The organism is uncultured Tateyamaria sp. (assembly GCF_947487805.1).
Classification (GTDB): domain Bacteria; phylum Pseudomonadota; class Alphaproteobacteria; order Rhodobacterales; family Rhodobacteraceae; genus Tateyamaria.
This window is the reverse complement of sequence record NZ_CANKXW010000005.1, coordinates 42,153-57,596: the sequence shown is the minus strand read 5'-3', so window position 1 is coordinate 57,596 and position 15,444 is coordinate 42,153. Positions and strand designations below refer to the sequence as shown.

The 15,444-nt window shown below is 63.8% G+C and carries 15 protein-coding genes; 6 read left to right on the top strand and 9 right to left on the bottom strand.

The genetic code is table 11. The annotated features are described in order from the left end of the window. Positions 1 to 2: 2 nt before the first annotated feature. The 6 genes from iolG to iolD form a co-directional block, all read right to left on the bottom strand. Positions 3 to 998: an inositol 2-dehydrogenase gene (iolG, locus tag Q0949_RS13170; RefSeq protein WP_299372937.1), complete on the bottom strand. Its 996-nt coding sequence runs from the start codon at positions 996 to 998 to the stop codon at positions 3 to 5. A 35-nt stretch (positions 999 to 1,033) separates the two neighbouring features. Then, a complete protein-coding gene (locus tag Q0949_RS13165) occupies positions 1,034 to 1,858 on the bottom strand; it encodes a class II fructose-bisphosphate aldolase (protein ID WP_299372934.1) in 825 nt (274 codons plus the stop codon). A gap of 136 nt (positions 1,859 to 1,994) precedes the next feature. Continuing rightward, complete coding sequence (locus Q0949_RS13160; protein WP_299372931.1) at positions 1,995 to 2,849, bottom strand: 5-deoxy-glucuronate isomerase; 855 nt, start codon at positions 2,847 to 2,849, stop codon at positions 1,995 to 1,997. An 18-nt stretch (positions 2,850 to 2,867) separates the two neighbouring features. Next, entirely contained in the window at positions 2,868 to 3,845 is a 978-nt protein-coding gene (iolC, locus tag Q0949_RS13155) for a 5-dehydro-2-deoxygluconokinase (RefSeq protein WP_299372928.1), read from the bottom strand. Continuing rightward, the gene (locus Q0949_RS13150; protein ID WP_299372925.1) at positions 3,842 to 4,705 is read right to left on the bottom strand and encodes a phytanoyl-CoA dioxygenase family protein; all 864 of its coding nucleotides are present in this window, start codon (positions 4,703 to 4,705) and stop codon (positions 3,842 to 3,844) included. The genes iolC and Q0949_RS13150 overlap by 4 nt, the downstream gene beginning before the upstream one ends. A gap of 3 nt (positions 4,706 to 4,708) precedes the next feature. Beyond that, positions 4,709 to 6,577 carry a 3D-(3,5/4)-trihydroxycyclohexane-1,2-dione acylhydrolase (decyclizing) gene (iolD, locus tag Q0949_RS13145; protein WP_299372922.1) on the bottom strand — a complete coding sequence of 623 codons (1,869 nt, stop codon included), beginning with the start codon at positions 6,575 to 6,577 and terminating at the stop codon, positions 4,709 to 4,711. 119 nt (positions 6,578 to 6,696) lie between these two features. Here iolD and Q0949_RS13140 point away from each other — a divergent pair, with 119 nt between their 5' ends. The 3 genes from Q0949_RS13140 to Q0949_RS13130 are packed head-to-tail and all read left to right on the top strand — an operon-like array spanning position 6,697 to position 9,873. Beyond that, the gene (locus Q0949_RS13140; RefSeq protein WP_299372919.1) at positions 6,697 to 7,800 is read left to right on the top strand and encodes a Gfo/Idh/MocA family oxidoreductase; all 1,104 of its coding nucleotides are present in this window, start codon (positions 6,697 to 6,699) and stop codon (positions 7,798 to 7,800) included. Between the two features lie 16 nt (positions 7,801 to 7,816). Beyond that, positions 7,817 to 8,704 carry a TIM barrel protein gene (locus tag Q0949_RS13135; protein ID WP_299372916.1) on the top strand — a complete coding sequence of 296 codons (888 nt, stop codon included), beginning with the start codon at positions 7,817 to 7,819 and terminating at the stop codon, positions 8,702 to 8,704. Between the two features lie 14 nt (positions 8,705 to 8,718). Next, the gene (locus Q0949_RS13130; RefSeq protein WP_299372914.1) at positions 8,719 to 9,873 is read left to right on the top strand and encodes a Gfo/Idh/MocA family oxidoreductase; all 1,155 of its coding nucleotides are present in this window, start codon (positions 8,719 to 8,721) and stop codon (positions 9,871 to 9,873) included. Positions 9,874 to 9,882: 9 nt separating this feature from the next. Here Q0949_RS13130 and Q0949_RS13125 read toward each other — a convergent pair whose 3' ends face one another. Genes Q0949_RS13125 through Q0949_RS13115 form a run of 3 tightly spaced genes read right to left on the bottom strand, consistent with a single transcriptional unit; the run spans position 9,883 to position 12,163 of the window. After that, the gene (locus Q0949_RS13125) at positions 9,883 to 10,881 is read right to left on the bottom strand and encodes a LacI family DNA-binding transcriptional regulator (protein WP_299372911.1); all 999 of its coding nucleotides are present in this window, start codon (positions 10,879 to 10,881) and stop codon (positions 9,883 to 9,885) included. Beyond that, positions 10,882 to 11,079 carry a hypothetical protein gene (locus Q0949_RS13120; protein ID WP_299372908.1) on the bottom strand — a complete coding sequence of 66 codons (198 nt, stop codon included), beginning with the start codon at positions 11,077 to 11,079 and terminating at the stop codon, positions 10,882 to 10,884. It abuts the gene before it with no gap. A gap of 37 nt (positions 11,080 to 11,116) precedes the next feature. Continuing rightward, the gene (locus Q0949_RS13115; RefSeq protein WP_299372905.1) at positions 11,117 to 12,163 is read right to left on the bottom strand and encodes a LacI family DNA-binding transcriptional regulator; all 1,047 of its coding nucleotides are present in this window, start codon (positions 12,161 to 12,163) and stop codon (positions 11,117 to 11,119) included. 187 nt (positions 12,164 to 12,350) lie between these two features. On the opposite strand from Q0949_RS13115, the gene Q0949_RS13110 reads away from it, so the two are divergent. The 3 genes from Q0949_RS13110 to Q0949_RS13100 all read left to right on the top strand — a co-directional run bounded on the left by Q0949_RS13110 (position 12,351) and on the right by Q0949_RS13100 (position 15,442). Further along, positions 12,351 to 13,577 (top strand): ABC transporter substrate-binding protein, encoded by a 1,227-nt coding sequence (locus Q0949_RS13110; protein WP_299372902.1) that lies wholly within the window; start codon positions 12,351 to 12,353, stop codon positions 13,575 to 13,577. 79 nt (positions 13,578 to 13,656) lie between these two features. Further along, on the top strand, positions 13,657 to 14,559 hold the full coding sequence (locus Q0949_RS13105) for a sugar ABC transporter permease (RefSeq protein WP_299144307.1): 903 nt from the start codon (positions 13,657 to 13,659) through the stop codon (positions 14,557 to 14,559). Continuing rightward, positions 14,552 to 15,442 (top strand): carbohydrate ABC transporter permease, encoded by an 891-nt coding sequence (locus Q0949_RS13100; RefSeq protein ID WP_299372899.1) that lies wholly within the window; start codon positions 14,552 to 14,554, stop codon positions 15,440 to 15,442. The genes Q0949_RS13105 and Q0949_RS13100 overlap by 8 nt, the downstream gene beginning before the upstream one ends. Positions 15,443 to 15,444 lie beyond the last annotated feature (2 nt).

Here is a 15,444-nt window from a genome sequence, read left to right as displayed (position 1 = left end):
CGTCAGTCGAAGACCAGCGCCTGTGGCTTGCCCGTCTCATGGGACGCCTGTGCGGCGTCGGCCATCTCCTGCGCCTTGAACCCGTCGATGCCGCTGGGGTTGGGCTGGGTGCCTGCCTTGAGCACGTCGATGAAATGCAGCATCTCGGCCGTGTAGGCGGCGGCGTAGCGTTCGAGAAAGAACGGCTCGGTCGGGGCGCGGCGGAAGCCGTCGGCGTTCGAGACCTCGACCGTGGTGGTCAGCACGTTGTCGGCGCGCAGCATGCCGCCTGAGCCGTGCACCTCGACCCGCTGGTCATAGCCATAGGTGGCGCGGCGCGAGTTGGAGATCTGGCACAGCTTGCCGCTGGCGGTGCGCAAGCTGACCATCGCCGTGTCGACGTCGCCCGCCTTGCCGATCTCTGGGTCCACAAGGCAGGAGGCGTGGGCGAAGACCTCGACCGGGTCCTCGCCCAGCATGAAGCGCGCCATGTCAAAGTCGTGGATCATCATGTCGCGGAAAAGGCCGCCGGAGGTCTTGATGTAGCCGATGGGCGGCGGGGACGGATCGCGCGACAGGATCGTAACCATTTCCACATCACCGATGGCCCCGGCGGTGATCTGTGCCTGAAGGGCGGCAAAGTTCGGGTCAAAGCGGCGGTTGAACGCGATGAAGAATGGCACACCCGTTTCGTTGACCACCTTGAGGCAGTCGCGGATGCGGGCCGATGACAGGTCGATGGGCTTTTCGCAAAAGATTGCCTTGCCCGCGCGGGCGGCGGCGTGGATCAGGTCGTAATGGGTGGTCGTGGGAGTGCCGATGACCACGGCGTCGATGCCGGGATCGGCGAGAATGGCGTCGGTGTCCATGGCCTGCGCGCCGGTGCGTTTGGCAAGCGCCTCTGCGGCGTCGGGCATGGCGTCGGAGACGGCCGCGACGCGTGCGCCGTCGATGCCGATCAGGCTGCGGGCGTGGACCTGTCCGATGCGGCCACAGCCCAGAAGTGCGATGTTAATCAATGTCTTAAGCCTTTCATCGCGCGTATCCGCGCGTCTTATCTCATCGTTTGGAGGACGGTGCCGGTGGCGGCGACCAGCGGGTCATGGGTGTCCTTGAGGATCTGCACCCGGTCAAAGCGGTCGGGATCGCTGTTTACGGCGGTGCGGAGCGCATGGCCAAAGGCCTGCCGCAATTCGGTGCCGATGTTGAACTTGCAGATGTTGGTGCCGGTGGCCAGCGCGCGGCGCTGTGCGGCGGGCACGCCTGATCCACCGTGGATCACGAGGGGGACGGCGGTAAGGGCTTGGATGGCGGCGATACGCGCCTCGTCCAGCCCGCCGGACTGGTCGGTTTGCAGGTGCACGTTGCCCACGGAGATCGCCATGGCGTCGACGCCCGTTTCTGCCGCGAACTGCGCGGCCTCAGCGGGGTCGGTGCCTGCCGACGCCTCGCCGTTGTCGTAGCCGACAAACCCGATCTCGCCCTCGCAGGAGATACCGGCGGCGTGGGCCATGTCGGCGATGGCGCGGGTCTCCGCGATGTTCTCGGCCAGCGGTTTGCGCGAGCCGTCGAACATGAGCGAGGTAAAGCCGCTGTCGAGCGCTTCGCGGCATTCATCAAAGGTGTAGCCGTGGTCGAGATGGGCGACAACGGGAACGGAGGCCTGTTCGGCCAGGTGGCGGAACATCTTGCCCAGCACGGGCAGCGGGGTGTGCGCGCGGCAGGACGGTCCGGCCTGAAGGATGACCGCGCAGTTTTCAGCCTCGGCGGCGGCGACATAGGCGCGCATGTCCTCCCACCCGAGGGTGACGAGGCCCGCGACAGCGTGGCCGTTGGCGAGGGCGGGTTTGAGGACGTCAGAGAGTGTTGCGAGTGGCATTTTCAGGACCCCGAGTTGAACACATGTCTTGCACGGCGGGCACCGCCGGACAGCGCCCGTCCGCCCCCCCGGGCGGGCGCTTTGCGCGACGCCCGCGGACGGACGCTGCCCTCATCTCTGCAAACAGGGCGGAGCGTCATTTGAACTTGGCGATCATGTCTTTGATGCCGGGGATCGTTTCGATCTGATAGGCGTGGCTGGGCTGGAAATACTGCACCAGGCTGCGCTGGCTGAGGCCGCCGAGGATGGTGAAATAGTACATCTCGTAACCCGGCAGCGCCGCACAGGGGTGGTAGCCATTGTCGAGACAGATCGTGGAGCCGTCGACGATGTGATAGGCGTCGCCCGCCGACCCATCCGCGCGTTGCAGCATCTGTACGCCCGAGCCGTGATTGGGCCGGAAGCGGAAATTGTAGGTCTCGTCATGGCGGGTTTCGATGATCTCGCCGCCCTCGGACCGGTCGGTGTCGTGCTTGTGACTGGGAAAACCGGACCAGCCGCCAGCACCCACGGTGAAAAGCTCGGAGACCAGCAGGCGACCGACCTTGTCGTGGTACTTGGTGCCGAGGATGTGCTTGATCTTGCGGTGGGTCTTGGTGTCGTCGGAGCCGTATTGCACGAGGTCCAGTTCATCCGAGCGCACGGCGAAGGCGTCGAGTACCTTGTCGTATTTGGCACCGGCCACGAAGACTTCGGCTTCGTCCGAGGTGCAGACCATTTCCGCCTTTGCCGCCGTGGGGACATAGACGCCCTCGGGTTCACCATCCCAGACGTCGACGCCGCGCCCGCCGATGCCTGCGGCCTTGAACCCCTCGACATTGATGTCGACGGTGCCGGTGGCGGGCACGATGCAGGTTTCAAACCCCGGCACGGCATATTCGAACGCCTGGCCCTTCTTGAGTTTGACGATGTTGAAATAGTTGAGCGGCACGGTGGCATCGCCCACATCCACGATCGGTTTGTTCTGGTTGTCGTAAGGCGCGATATGCATCGAAAGCCTCCCCCTTGATTATGATGTTGGACCGGGATGATTGGTCAGGAAATCATCCAGCAGGTCAGGTGTGGGCATGGCAGGCGCGCAGCCCGGTTGCGACACGGTGATCGAGGCGCAGGCCGAGCCGCGCAGGATGGCGGTGCGCAGGTCGCGCCCTTCGGCGATCGAGGTCATCAGACCGGCCATGAACGCGTCCCCTGCCCCGTTGGGTTTGACGGCGGTGACGGGGTAGATGCCTGTGGTGATCTCGTCCCCGCCCGCGTAGGTGACAGCGCCGTGTTCGCCCATCTTGTATACGACGATCTCGGCCGTGGTTTCCGACAACGCGCGCGCCTTGGCCTGCCCCTTGTCCATGCCACCGGCCATGAACCCGAATTCTTCATCATTGCCGACGATCATGTCGGAGGCCTCTGCCGCGCGGCTGAGCACGTCGGCGGCGACCTGGGGCGAAGGCCAGGAATAGGGACGGTAATCCACGTCAAAGATGATGGGCAGACCGGCCTGTTTTGCGAGCTCGAACGCGCGGAAGGTGGCCGCGCGGGAGGGTTCGGCGGCAAACACGGTGCCTGCCGTGATCAGCGCGCCGTATTTGGTGTAATCCACGGCCTCGACATCCTGAACCGTCATCTGGAAATCCGCCGCCCCGTTGCGGTAGATCACGTTGCGGTGCCCTTCGAGGACGCTTTCGTAGAAGGCGAGCGAGTTGCGGTATTCGCCGCCCACGCGCTGCACATGGTCGGTGTTCACGCCGTAGTGCTGCAAGCGGTTCACGCAGTAGCTGCCGACGGAGTCGTCGCTGACGGAGGTGACCAGCGCCGCCTTGCCGCCCAGTTTGCAGATCCCTGCGCCGATATTCGCCGCAGAGCCGCCAAGGTCGACGGTCAGCCGTTCGGCGTCTTCGGCGCGCACGCCCACATCGGTGAAAAAGTCGATCCCCGCGCGGCCCACGATGACAAAGTCATTGGCCTTGATCCCGTCCAGCAGCGCGCTCACGCCTTGGCCCCCGTGTTGACCATGCCCTCGGCGTTTTCGGCGTCGGCCTGATCGAGGATTTCGGGGTATTTGTAGTTGAAGCCCAGCAGCTGGCGCATGTCCGGGCTGGCCGCGTCGAGGAAGGATTGCGGCAGCGCGCCGGGCATATCCTCGAGCGGTTTGACGAATTTGGGGATGTAGTTGATCAGCACGGCGTTGCGGTCGTGATCGGCGTTGTTGGGCATCGCACAGTGCCATGCCGCCCCGTAGAAGATCACCACATCGCCCGGTTCGCCCGTCATGCGGGCGCAGTTGGCATAAAAGCCTTCGTGGTCGTCAGGCGTGGGATAGCGCATGTTTTTCTGGCTGCCGGGCAGATAGGCGGTGGCCCCGCTTTGGTCGGTAAAATGGTCCAGCGCCACGGTCACCTGTGCGTTCATCGGAAAGCTGGAATTCAACCCCATCGGGTGGCTGTCGGGCTTGTGGAAATCCCAGTAGGGAAAGTCGATATGCGGCTCCTGCCCCGGTCCGCCGGGCAGGATGCGGTTGGCGGCGATGGAGCCCATGATGAACTCGTTGCCCAGCCAGCGGCCAAGGATCTGCATCAGCACCGGGTGGGCGGCCATTTCGGAAAAGACCGGGCCCTTGGCCAGCAGGTTCCAGACGCGGCGTTGCAGGTTGGCCTTGCCGTCTTCCATCGCGGCACCCTGGAAATGGGTGACCTTGTCGCCCTCGTTGTCGGAATGCTGCATGATGATGGCGCGGGCATCGGCGATCTGGTCGGGGGAGAAGAGGCCGGTGATGCGCACGGCACCGGGGCCGTTCATCAACTCTTCGCAGATGGCGGCAGGATCGGCGGTTTCGGCGGTGAATGTGCGCATCGTTCAAACTCCCTTGCGTTGCTTGGGCCGGGTGGATTCCCAGTCGGTGTGGGCGGCGGCGACCTTTGGATTGTCGGTGACGTGGGGGGTGCCGACCTCCCACCAGGTGTGGCCTTCTGTGGTCCAGCCCTCGTAGGCGTCGACCTTCATGCAGATGACATAGGTTTTGTCGCTGGCCTTGGCGCGTTTGAAGGCCTCGCCCAGTTCGCTTGCATTTTCAACGGTTTCGGCGGTGGCACCCATGGCTGCGGCGTGGGCCTCGAAATCGACGGCAAAGGCCTGCGGGATCGTGGGCGCATCGGCCAGCAGGTTGTTGAAGCTTTCGTTGCCGGTGTTGTTTTGCAGCTTGTTGATGACGGCAAAGCCGCCATTGTCGAGGACCAGCACGATCATCTTTTTCCGGCTGAGGACCGAGGAATAGATGTCGGAGTTCATCAGCAGGTAGGAGCCGTCGCCGCAGAAGGTGATGACGTCGCTGTCGGGTTCGCGTTCGGCTTGTGCGATGCGCGCGCCCCATGCGCCTGCGATCTCGTAGCCCATGCAGGAAAAGCCGAACTCGACGTCCACGGTGCCGATGTCCAGCGTGCGCCAGTTAGCGGTCACCTCGGCGGGCAGGCCGCCTGCGGCAGCGACCACGCGGTCGCGCGGATCGCAGAGCGCGTTCACGGCCCCGATGGCCTGGGCGTAGGAGTTGGGTCGGTTGCCGGTGGCGACGTTGTCCGCGACATAATCCACCCATTTGGCGCGCTCACCGGCGGCGCGGTTGGTCCAGCCGGACGGGGCCGTATAGTCACCCATCGCGGCGGCCAGTGCCGTCAGGCCCAGCTTCGCGTCCCCCACCACGGGCAGCGAGCGGTGTTTGCCCGCGTCGTGGCGGCCCGCGTTGAGGCCGATGATCTGTGCGTCCTGGGCAAAGGCGGTCCAGGAGCCGGTGGTGAAGTCCTGCAACCGGCAACCCACGGAGAGGATCACGTCCGCCTCTTCGGCGATGGTGTTGGCGCTGTCCGATCCGGTGACGCCGATGGGTCCGGTGTTGAGCGGGTGGGTGTCGAGCAGGTTGGCGCGGCCCGCGATGGTTTCGACGACCGGAATCTTGTGCGCCTCGGCAAAGGCGGTGAGTTCGGCCACGGCGCCGGAATACTGCACCCCGCCGCCTGCGATGATCATGGGCCGTTTGGCCGCGCGCAGGGCGGCGGCGGCATCGGCCACTTCGGCGGCGTCGGGGGTTTGGCGGCGGATGCGGTGCACGACCTTGTCAAACATCGCGACGGGGTAGTCATAGGCCCAGCCCTGCACGTCCTGCGGCAGGCCGAGGAAGGCCGGGCCGCAATCGGCGGGGTCCAGCATTGTGGCGATGGCATTGGGCAGCGACTGGATGATCTGGGCGGGGTGCGTGATCCGGTCCCAGTACCGCGTGACGGATTTGAACGCGTCGTTCACGCCGAATGTCGGATCACCGAAGTGTTCGAGCTGTTGCAGCACCGGGTCAGGCAGACGGGTCAGGAACGTATCGCCGCACAGCATCAGCATGGGCAACCGGTTCGCATGGGCCAGCGCCGAGGCGGTCAGCAGGTTGGCGGTGCCCGGCCCCGCCGACGCGGTGCAGAACATGAACCGCTGGCGCAGCCACTGCTTGCCATAGGCCGCCGCCGCGAAGCCCATGCTTTGTTCGTTCTGCCCGCGATAGAGCGGCAGCGCGTCCTTGTGGTCATAAAGCGCCTCGCCGAGGCAGGTCACATTGCCGTGGCCAAAGATGCCAAAGCCGCCGCCGCACAGGCGCCATTCCTGCCCGTCGATGGTGATGTACTGTGCCGCGAGATAGCGAATGATCGCCTGCGCCGTCGTCAGACGCACGGTGTCCGAAGCTGCCATTTTGATCCTCCCCATGGACGCGCGAACCTGAGTATCGACGATTCTGTATTGACCCGTCCATCGGAATGACGATAGCAAACTTGCAACCGGTTGCAACAGCTTTTGGAGGAGGTCCGCACATGCCCGAGATCGGGATCGGAATTGTCGGTGGGGGGTATATGGGCAAGGCCCATGCGGCCGCCTTTTCGAGCGTTGCGACGCTGTTTGACACGGACCTGCGGCCCCGTCTGGAGATGGTCTGCGCAACCAGCATGACGTCGGCGGAGCGGTATCGCGACAGTTTCGGATTTGCCCGCGCCACCGATGACTGGCGCACGCTGGTGGGTGACCCCAAGGTCGAGGCGGTGGTCATCGCCTCGCCGCAGGAGACGCACAAGGACATTGCGATGGCGGCCTTTGCCCTGCGCAAGCCGGTGCTGTGTGAAAAGCCGCTGGCCGAGACGCCGGATGATGCCCGCGCGATGGTGGCGGCTGCACAGGCCGCGGGTGTGGCGAACGCGGTGGGGTTCAATTACATGCGCACGCCCGCCACGCAGTTTGCGCGCCAGTTGATCGCCGAGGGGCGTATCGGCGAGGTGACGTCGTTTCGCGGCGAAATGACCGAGGATTTCTATGCCGATCCGGACGCGCCCGCATCGTGGCGCACCAGCGGGGATGCCAATGGCTGCATGGGGGATCTGGCCCCGCATCCGATCAACTGCGCCCACGCGCTGATCGGCCCGATCACCCGCCTGCATGCGGTGGTGGAGACGGTGCACAGCGACCGGGGCGGCGTGCTGGTGACCAATGACGATCAGGCGCATTTGCAGGTCGAATTCGACAATGGCGTGACTGGCAGCATCTTTGTCAGTCGCATCGCGACGGGGCGCAAGATGGGCTATGCCTATGACATCTATGGCACCAAGGGTGCGATCCGCTTTGACGGCGAGGATCAGAATGCGCTGTGGCTGTACCTGGCCGAAGGGCCGGAGGCCGAACGCGGGTTCCGCAAGATATTGACCGGTCCCACCCATCCCGATTACCTGCCGTTCTGTCAGGGGCCGGGTCATGGCACCGGATACCAGGATCAGATCATCATCGAGGCCAAGGATTTCCTGAACGCCATTTCCAGCGGCACGCCCGTCTGGCCGACGTTTCAAGAGGGGCTGGCGGTGAACCAGGTTGTGGCTGCGTGCCTCGCGTCGTCCCGGATGGGCGCGTGGGTCAGCGTGGCGGATTTTTGAACGAAGGCGAAGAGACATGATCAAGATCGGCAATGCCCCCTGTTCGTGGGGTGTGGAATTTGCGGACGATCCGCGCAACCCGGCCTGGCGCAAGGTGCTGCAGGAGAACGCGGATGCGGGGTATACCGGCATCGAGCTGGGGCCAGTGGGTTTCATGCCCGAAGACCCGGCCGTGCTGGGCGACGCGCTGGAGGAGTTCGGCCAGGAACTGGTGGGGGGCGTGGTGTTCCGCCCGTTCCACGATCCCGCGGCCTGGGATGACGTCATGGACGGATCGGTGCGCACCTGTGCCGCGCTGAAAGCGCATGGCGCGCAGCATCTTGTGCTGATCGACAGCATATCAGAGCGGCGCGCGCCCACGGCGGGCCGCGTGGCCGAGGCCGAGCAGATGGACGCCGCCGAATGGGCCGCCTATCGCGACCGCATTGCCACCATCGCGCGGATGGGCGCCGAGGAATACGGGCTGACCGTGGGCATCCACGCCCATGCCGCGGGGTTCATGGATTTCGAGCCGGAACTGGAGCGGCTGCTGGACGAGGTGGACGAGAGCATCCTCAAGATCTGTTTCGACACCGGGCACCATTCCTATGCCGGGTTCGATCCGGTAGCGTTCATGAAACGGCACATGCCGCGCATCAGCTATATGCATTTCAAGGACATCGACCCGAAGGTAAAGGCCGACGTGATCGCCAAACGCACCGGGTTCTATGACGCCTGCGGTCAGGGCATCTTCTGCAATCTGGGCGATGGCGACGTGGATTTCCCGGCCGTGCGGCAGGTGCTGCTGGACCACGGCTTTGACGGCTGGTGCACGGTGGAGCAGGACTGCGACCCGGCAGGCGACACATCGCCGGTGGACGACGCGAAACTGAACCGCACCTACCTGCAATCCATCGGTTTTTGAGGGGGACCTGAGACATGGCAAAGCTGCAATGGGGCATGATCGGCGGCGGTGAAGGCAGCCAGATCGGGCCTGCGCACCGGTTGGGGGCGGGCCTAGACGGACTATTCGAATTTTCCGCGGGCGCGCTGGATCACCGCCCCGAGGAGGGGCGCGATTATGGCCGCCGTCTGGGTCTGGGCGACCGGGCTTACGGGTCGTGGCAGGAGATGCTGGAGGGCGAGAGCGCGCGCGAGGACCGGATCGATCTGGTTACCGTCGCCACGCCCAACGCCACCCATTTCGAGATCACCAAGGCCTATCTTGAGGCCGGGTTCCACGTGCTCTGCGAAAAGCCGATGACGATGACCGTCGAGGAAGGGCAGGAGATCGTCGAGATCGCCCAGAAGACCGGCAACATCTGCGCGGTGAACTATGGCTATTCCGGATATTCGCTGGTGCGGCACATGCGGGCGATGGTGGCGCGCGGTGACATCGGCAAGGTGCGGCTGGTGGTGGCGGAGTTTGCCCACGGCCACCACGCGGATGCCACTGACGCGGACAACCCGCGGGTGCGCTGGCGCTATGACCCCGCGCAGGCGGGCGTGTCGGCGCAGTTTGCCGATTGCGGCATCCATGCACTGCACATGGCGTCCTTTGTCACCGGGCAGGAGGTCGAAAAGCTGTCCGCCGACACGGTGTCCTGCATCGACGTGCGTACGCTTGAGGATGACGCTATGGTCAATTTCCGCATGGATGGGGGGGCTGTCGGGCGGTTGTGGACCAGTTCTGTGGCCATCGGGCGGCAGCATGGTCTGGGCATTCAGGTCTTTGGCGAGACAGGCGGTTTGCGGTGGAGCCAGGAACAGCCCAACCAGCTGTATTACATGCCGCTGAACGAACGCCTTCAGGTGATCGAGCGGGGCGAGGCGAACCTGTCGCCCGAGGCGGACCGGACCACCCGCGTCACCATCGGCCATGCCGAGGGGATGCCGCTGGCCTTTGCCAATATCTATACCGATCTGGCCGAGGCGATTGGCGCGCGCAAGGAGGGGCGGCTGATGGATCCGGCGGCCAATCTCTATCCTCGGGCCGAAGACGGGTTGCGGTCGATGGCGGCCGTGTTCGCGGTGGCGGAATCGGGCAAGCAGGATGGCGCGTGGCTGGATGCGCGTCCGCCAATGTTCCGGTAAACAGACCGGTCAGGGCGCGGGGCGCAGCGTGCCCCGTTCCACCACCTTGCAGTCAAAGGCGATGGATTGGGGTGCGGTCTCTGCTCCGCTCAGCATCCGGTCGACCAGATCGACCGAGCCGCGCACGATCTCGTCCACGGGGTTGTGGATCGTGGTCAGGTTGATCAGCTCCCAACCTGCCATTTCCATGTTGTTGAGGCCGAGGATGCCAACGTCATCCGGCACCGACAGGCCCGCGTCGCGGATCGCCGACAACGCCCCGATGGACAGCACGTCGTCGCCGCAGAAATACGCCTCTGCCGGGCCCATGGACAACAGGCGCGTCATCTCGGCCCGGCCCGCGTCAAAGCTATAGGCTTGCGCATAGGACACCGACAGCGACACGTCCCTGTGCCGCCCCAGTTCCTCGGCAAAGCCGGTGTGGCGGTCGCGGGTCGAGGTGGCCGAGAGCGGCCCGGCCAGAAACCCGACCCGGCGGTAACCCCGGCGCAGCAACTCGCGCGCGGCCACGCGGCCCGCCTCAACATTGTCGATGCCCAGCACGTGCAGCTTGGGGCTGTCGGTCAGCCGTCCGAAAGAATGGACGACCCGCATGCCCGCCTCGACATAGCTGGTGGCAAAGCTGACCGGCAGGGTCGAGGAGGCGACGATCACGGCATCCACCGAATATTGCTGCAACATGCGGATCGACTGGGTCGGATCGGTTTCGTCCGACAGGTTCACCAGCAGCGGGCGCAGGCCCCTGCCCTGCAATTCCCGCGTCACACGGTCAAAGAATTCGAGGAAAATCGGGTTGTGAAAGTTGTTCGATACCACGCCCACCAGCTTGGTGCGGCCCGTGGTCAGCGACGAGGCCAGCGCATTGGGGCTGTAGCCGAGGTCACTGGCGGCCTGTTCGACCTTGGCGCGGGTCTTGTCGCTGATCGAGGCGCCAGGCGTGAAGCAGCGTGACACCGCCGAACGCGACACGCCCGCAGCCTGCGCCACATCCCGAAGCGTCACCGGCATCTATCCGTCCTTTTCGTCATATTTGGTCCAGTCGATGAGGCTGAACTGCCGTTGCGCAACCATGCCGATGCCGAGGAACAGCAGCCCCCACAGCGTGGTGCCGTTCCAAAGTTCGAACAGGCCCCACAGGATGCAGATGGCGACTGTCAGGTGACGCCGCCATGCGGGCGCAAAGAACGGGTGGTCGAACTGGCTCATGGTGTGGCCCCGTGCAGGGCGCGCGCGTGCGGCCCCATCAGAATGTCATGTCCATGTCGGGGCCAACGAGTTGCTGCATCGGGGCCGCGTCCGGCGTGCCGATCCGGTGCAGCAGCGCACGGGCCAGAAAATCTCCGGCGAGATCGATGTCTTCGTCCACCACAAGGATCTCCTTGCGGAAACGGCGCAGGAAGGTGATCGCCTCCTTGGCGACCATGTCGAAATCCTGGCCCAGGGTCAGGCCCATCGCCTCGACCGCCGCAATCATGGTGACACAGCCGCCGATGGTCGGTGCGATCAGCCCGTCGGGCGGGGCATCGGTGGCAAAGAGCGGGCCCATGGCGCGTTCGATCACCGGGTTGTCCTGATGGGCGTCCGCGCCGGGCACGATGGCGAACGCGACACCTTGCTCCGCCGCCTCGGCGGTGGCCCCTTCGATCATGTTCTGGGCATAGTTCTGGCTGTCCGGCGGGGCCAGAAGGGCGATGCGCCGCCGCCCGCGCCGCGCCAGCGCGCGCACGGCCAGCCGTCCGAAGGCGGTGTTGTCATAGTCAAAATAGGCATGCTGGTCGCACATCTGCGTGCGGCCATGGGTGACGAAGGGAAACTTGTTTTCCATCAGGTAGCGGACGCGCGGGTCGTCCGGTTCGATCTGGTTGATGATCAGCCCGTCGGCAGAGCCGGTCTCGACGATGTAACGGATCGGGACCATCGGGTCCTCGTCCGGAAAATAGGGCGTGATGATCATGTGGTAGGGCGTGTGGCGGATCGCCGAAGACACCGACGAAATCAGCCGGGCGGTATGGTTCATCATGTCATGTTCGGTCGACATCACGAGGCTGATCACGTTGGTGCGCCCGGTGCGCAGGCGCACGCCCGCGCGGTTGGGCCGGTAGCCGATCTGGCGGGCGATATCGCGGATGCGCGCCTTGGTCTGCTTGCCGATGTCGGGCGCGTCGGCCAGCGCGCGGGACACCGTCGGAACGGCAAGGCCGGACAGCCGCGCAATTGTCTTGAGCGTCGGGCGTTCACCTGATTCCAGCCGGATGCCGGATGGTGTGTCGGAAGGTCCAGACTTGGTCATTGCGGCCCCTTTCGGCCAAGGATTTCCGAATTAGACACCATTGGCGGAGAAATGAACACCAACGGAATCAGCACCTTGCGCCTGTCTCCATAATTAATTCGATCTCTGGCAAAATTCTACCTTGATCGGCAAATCTAAATCGTTGTAGCAATTTCTATAACGATTTAGAAGTCAGGGAGGACTCAAAATGAAGACAATGACACATCTGCTGGCCTCGGCCGCGCTTGTTGGCGCGACTGCGGCACATGCCACGGACCTGGAGGTCACGCATTGGTGGACATCCGGGGGCGAAGCCGCCGCGGTGGCCGAATTTGCCAAGGCGTTCGACGCCACGGGCAACACATGGGTGGACGGCGCCATCGCCGGGTCTGGCGGCACAGCGCGCCCCATCATCATCAGCCGTATTCTGGGCGGTGACCCGATGGGCGCCACACAGCTGAACCACGGACGTCAAGCCGAAGAGCTGATCGAAGCCGGTCTGATGACCGACCTCACCGAGCTGGCCGAAGCGCAGGGTTGGAAAGACATCGTGAACCCGCCGTCGCTGCTGGACGCCTGCACGCTGGACGGTCGCGTCTATTGCGTGCCGGTCAACATCCATTCGGGCCAGTGGATCTGGCTGAGCCATGGTGCATTTGAAAAGGTTGGCCTTGATGTGCCCGCCGACTGGAACGAATTCGTTGCCGCCGCCCCCAAGCTCGAAGAGGCAGGCATCACGCCGCTGGCCATGGGTCAGCAGGGCTGGCAGCAAAACCTCGCCTTTGGCACGATCACCATCGCGATTGCAGGCATTGACGCCTGGCGCGAAGTGTCGGTCGAGCGCAATGCCGACACCGCCGCTGGCCCCGCCTACAAAGCCGTGTTCGAAGCGGTCGCAAATGCCCGCGAACTGGCGCGCAATTCCAATGTGCAGGACTGGAACCTGGCCACCAACCTCGTCATCACCGATCAGGCCGCGGGCCAGATCATGGGCGACTGGGCGCAGGGTGAATTCCAGGTCGCGGGCGAAGTGGCCGGCGTTGATTACACCTGCCTGCCCGGTCTGGGCGTGAACGAGGTGCTCGATACCGGGGGCGACGCATTCTATTTCCCCGTAATCGACGACGAAGCCACCAAGAAGGCGCAGATGGAGCTGGCCTCCACCCTGATCTCGCCCGAGGTGCAGGTTGCGTTCAACCTGAAAAAAGGGTCGCTGCCGGTGCGTGGTGACATCGACATGTCGTCGGCCAACGACTGCATGCAAAAGGGTCTGTCCATCCTTGCGGATGGCAACATCCTGCCGTCGGGCGACATGAACCTGACCGCAGACACCCAGACCCAGATCGAGGACCTGATGGCCGAGTTCTGGACCTCTGACATGTCCGCCGCCGACGCGCAGGCGCGTTACGTCGACATCATCGCGTCCGCCGAATAAGGGCGCGCCTCCCAGTCACCTGCCCGGGGTCATTTGCGGCCCCGGACAGGTGCAGTGCGACATGTAGCGGGGTGGTGTCATGTCTTCTTCTTCCAAATCGCGGAAGCCTTCGGGCCTGTTCCGCAATATGTCGGCCAAGATCGCATCGGTGCCGATGGTACTGACCGCTTTGGTGGTCTTTGTCGGCGGCACGGCGTGGACGGTTCTCTATTCCTTTACCTCGTCCAAACTGTTGCCCAAGCTGAATTTTGTGGGCCTGGATCAATACGAGCGGCTGTGGAGCACACGGCGCTGGATCATCTCGATCGAAAACCTGGCTGTGTACGGCTTTTTCTCGATGATCTTTACGCTGGTGATCGGGTTCACACTCGCCGCGATGCTGGATCGCAAGATCCGGGGCGAGAGCATTTTTCGCACGATCTTTCTTTATCCCTTTGCGCTCAGCTTCGTGGTGACGGGGCTGGCGTGGCAGTGGATTTTGAACCCCGATCTGGGCATCCAGAACGTGGTGCGGCAAATGGGGTGGGAGAGTTTCACCTTCAACCCGCTGAATGATCCGGACATCGTGATCTATGGCATTCTAATTGCCGGGCTGTGGCAAGGCACGGGGCTGATCATGGTGATCATGCTGGCGGGCCTGCGCGGTATCGACGAAGACATCTGGAAGGCCGCGCGCGTCGACGGGATCGGCACGGTCAAGACCTATATCCGCGTGATCATCCCGATGATGCGCCCCGTCTTTGTGACCGCCCTCGTGCTGATCGCATCCGGTATCATCAAGATCTACGACCTTGTCGTCGCCCAGACCAATGGCGGGCCGGGCATCGCGTCCGAAGTGCCCGCGAAATACGTCATCAACTACATGTTCCGCGCCCAGAACCTCGCGCAGGGGTTCGCGGCCTCGACCATGATGCTGCTCAGCGTGGTGATCATTCTGATCCCGTGGGCCTATCTCGAATTCGGAGGCAAGAAACGTGGTTGATGCCGTCACCCCCCGCGGGCCCAAACCCCGCCGCCGCTTTTCGCGCGCCAATGTGATGCTCTATGGCACGCTGATCGTCGTCGCCGCATACTACGCCCTGCCGCTTTATGTGATGATCGTCACATCGCTCAAGGGCATGCCGGAAATCCGCCTTGGCAACATCTTTTCCCCCCCGGTCGAGATCACCTATCAGCCCTGGGTCAAGGCCTGGGCCGAGGCCTGCACCGGCATCAATTGCGAAGGGCTTTCCCGCGGTTTCTGGAACTCGGTCCAGATCCTGATCCCCTCGGTGATCCTGTCCATCGCGATTGCGTCGGTGAACGGATATGCGCTGGCCAACTGGAAGTTCAAAGGGTCGGAGGTGTTCTTTACCATCCTGATCGTGGGCGCGTTCATCCCCTATCAGGTGATGCTCTATCCGCTGGTGATCATCCTGCGCGAGCTGGGACTATACGGCAATGTCTGGGGTTTGGTACTGGTGCACACGGTGTTCGGCATGCCGATCCTGACGCTGCTCTTCCGCAACTATTTCACCTCTGTGCCGGAGGAGTTGTTCAAAGCCGCGCGCGTCGATGGTGCGGGGTTCTGGGGCATCTATTTCCGCATCATGCTGCCCATGTCCCTGCCGATCTTTGTGGTGGCGATCATCCTGCAAGTCACTGGAATCTGGAACGATTTCCTGTTTGGCGTGATCTATACCAAGCCCGCGGATTACCCGATGACCGTGCAGCTGAACAACATCGTCAACTCGGTGCAGGGCATCAAGGAATACAACGTCAACATGGCCGCGACGCTTCTGACCGGCCTCGTCCCCCTCATCATCTATTTCGCTTCCGGCAAACTCTTTGTCCGGGGCATCGCCGCCGGCGCGGTGAAAGGCTGACC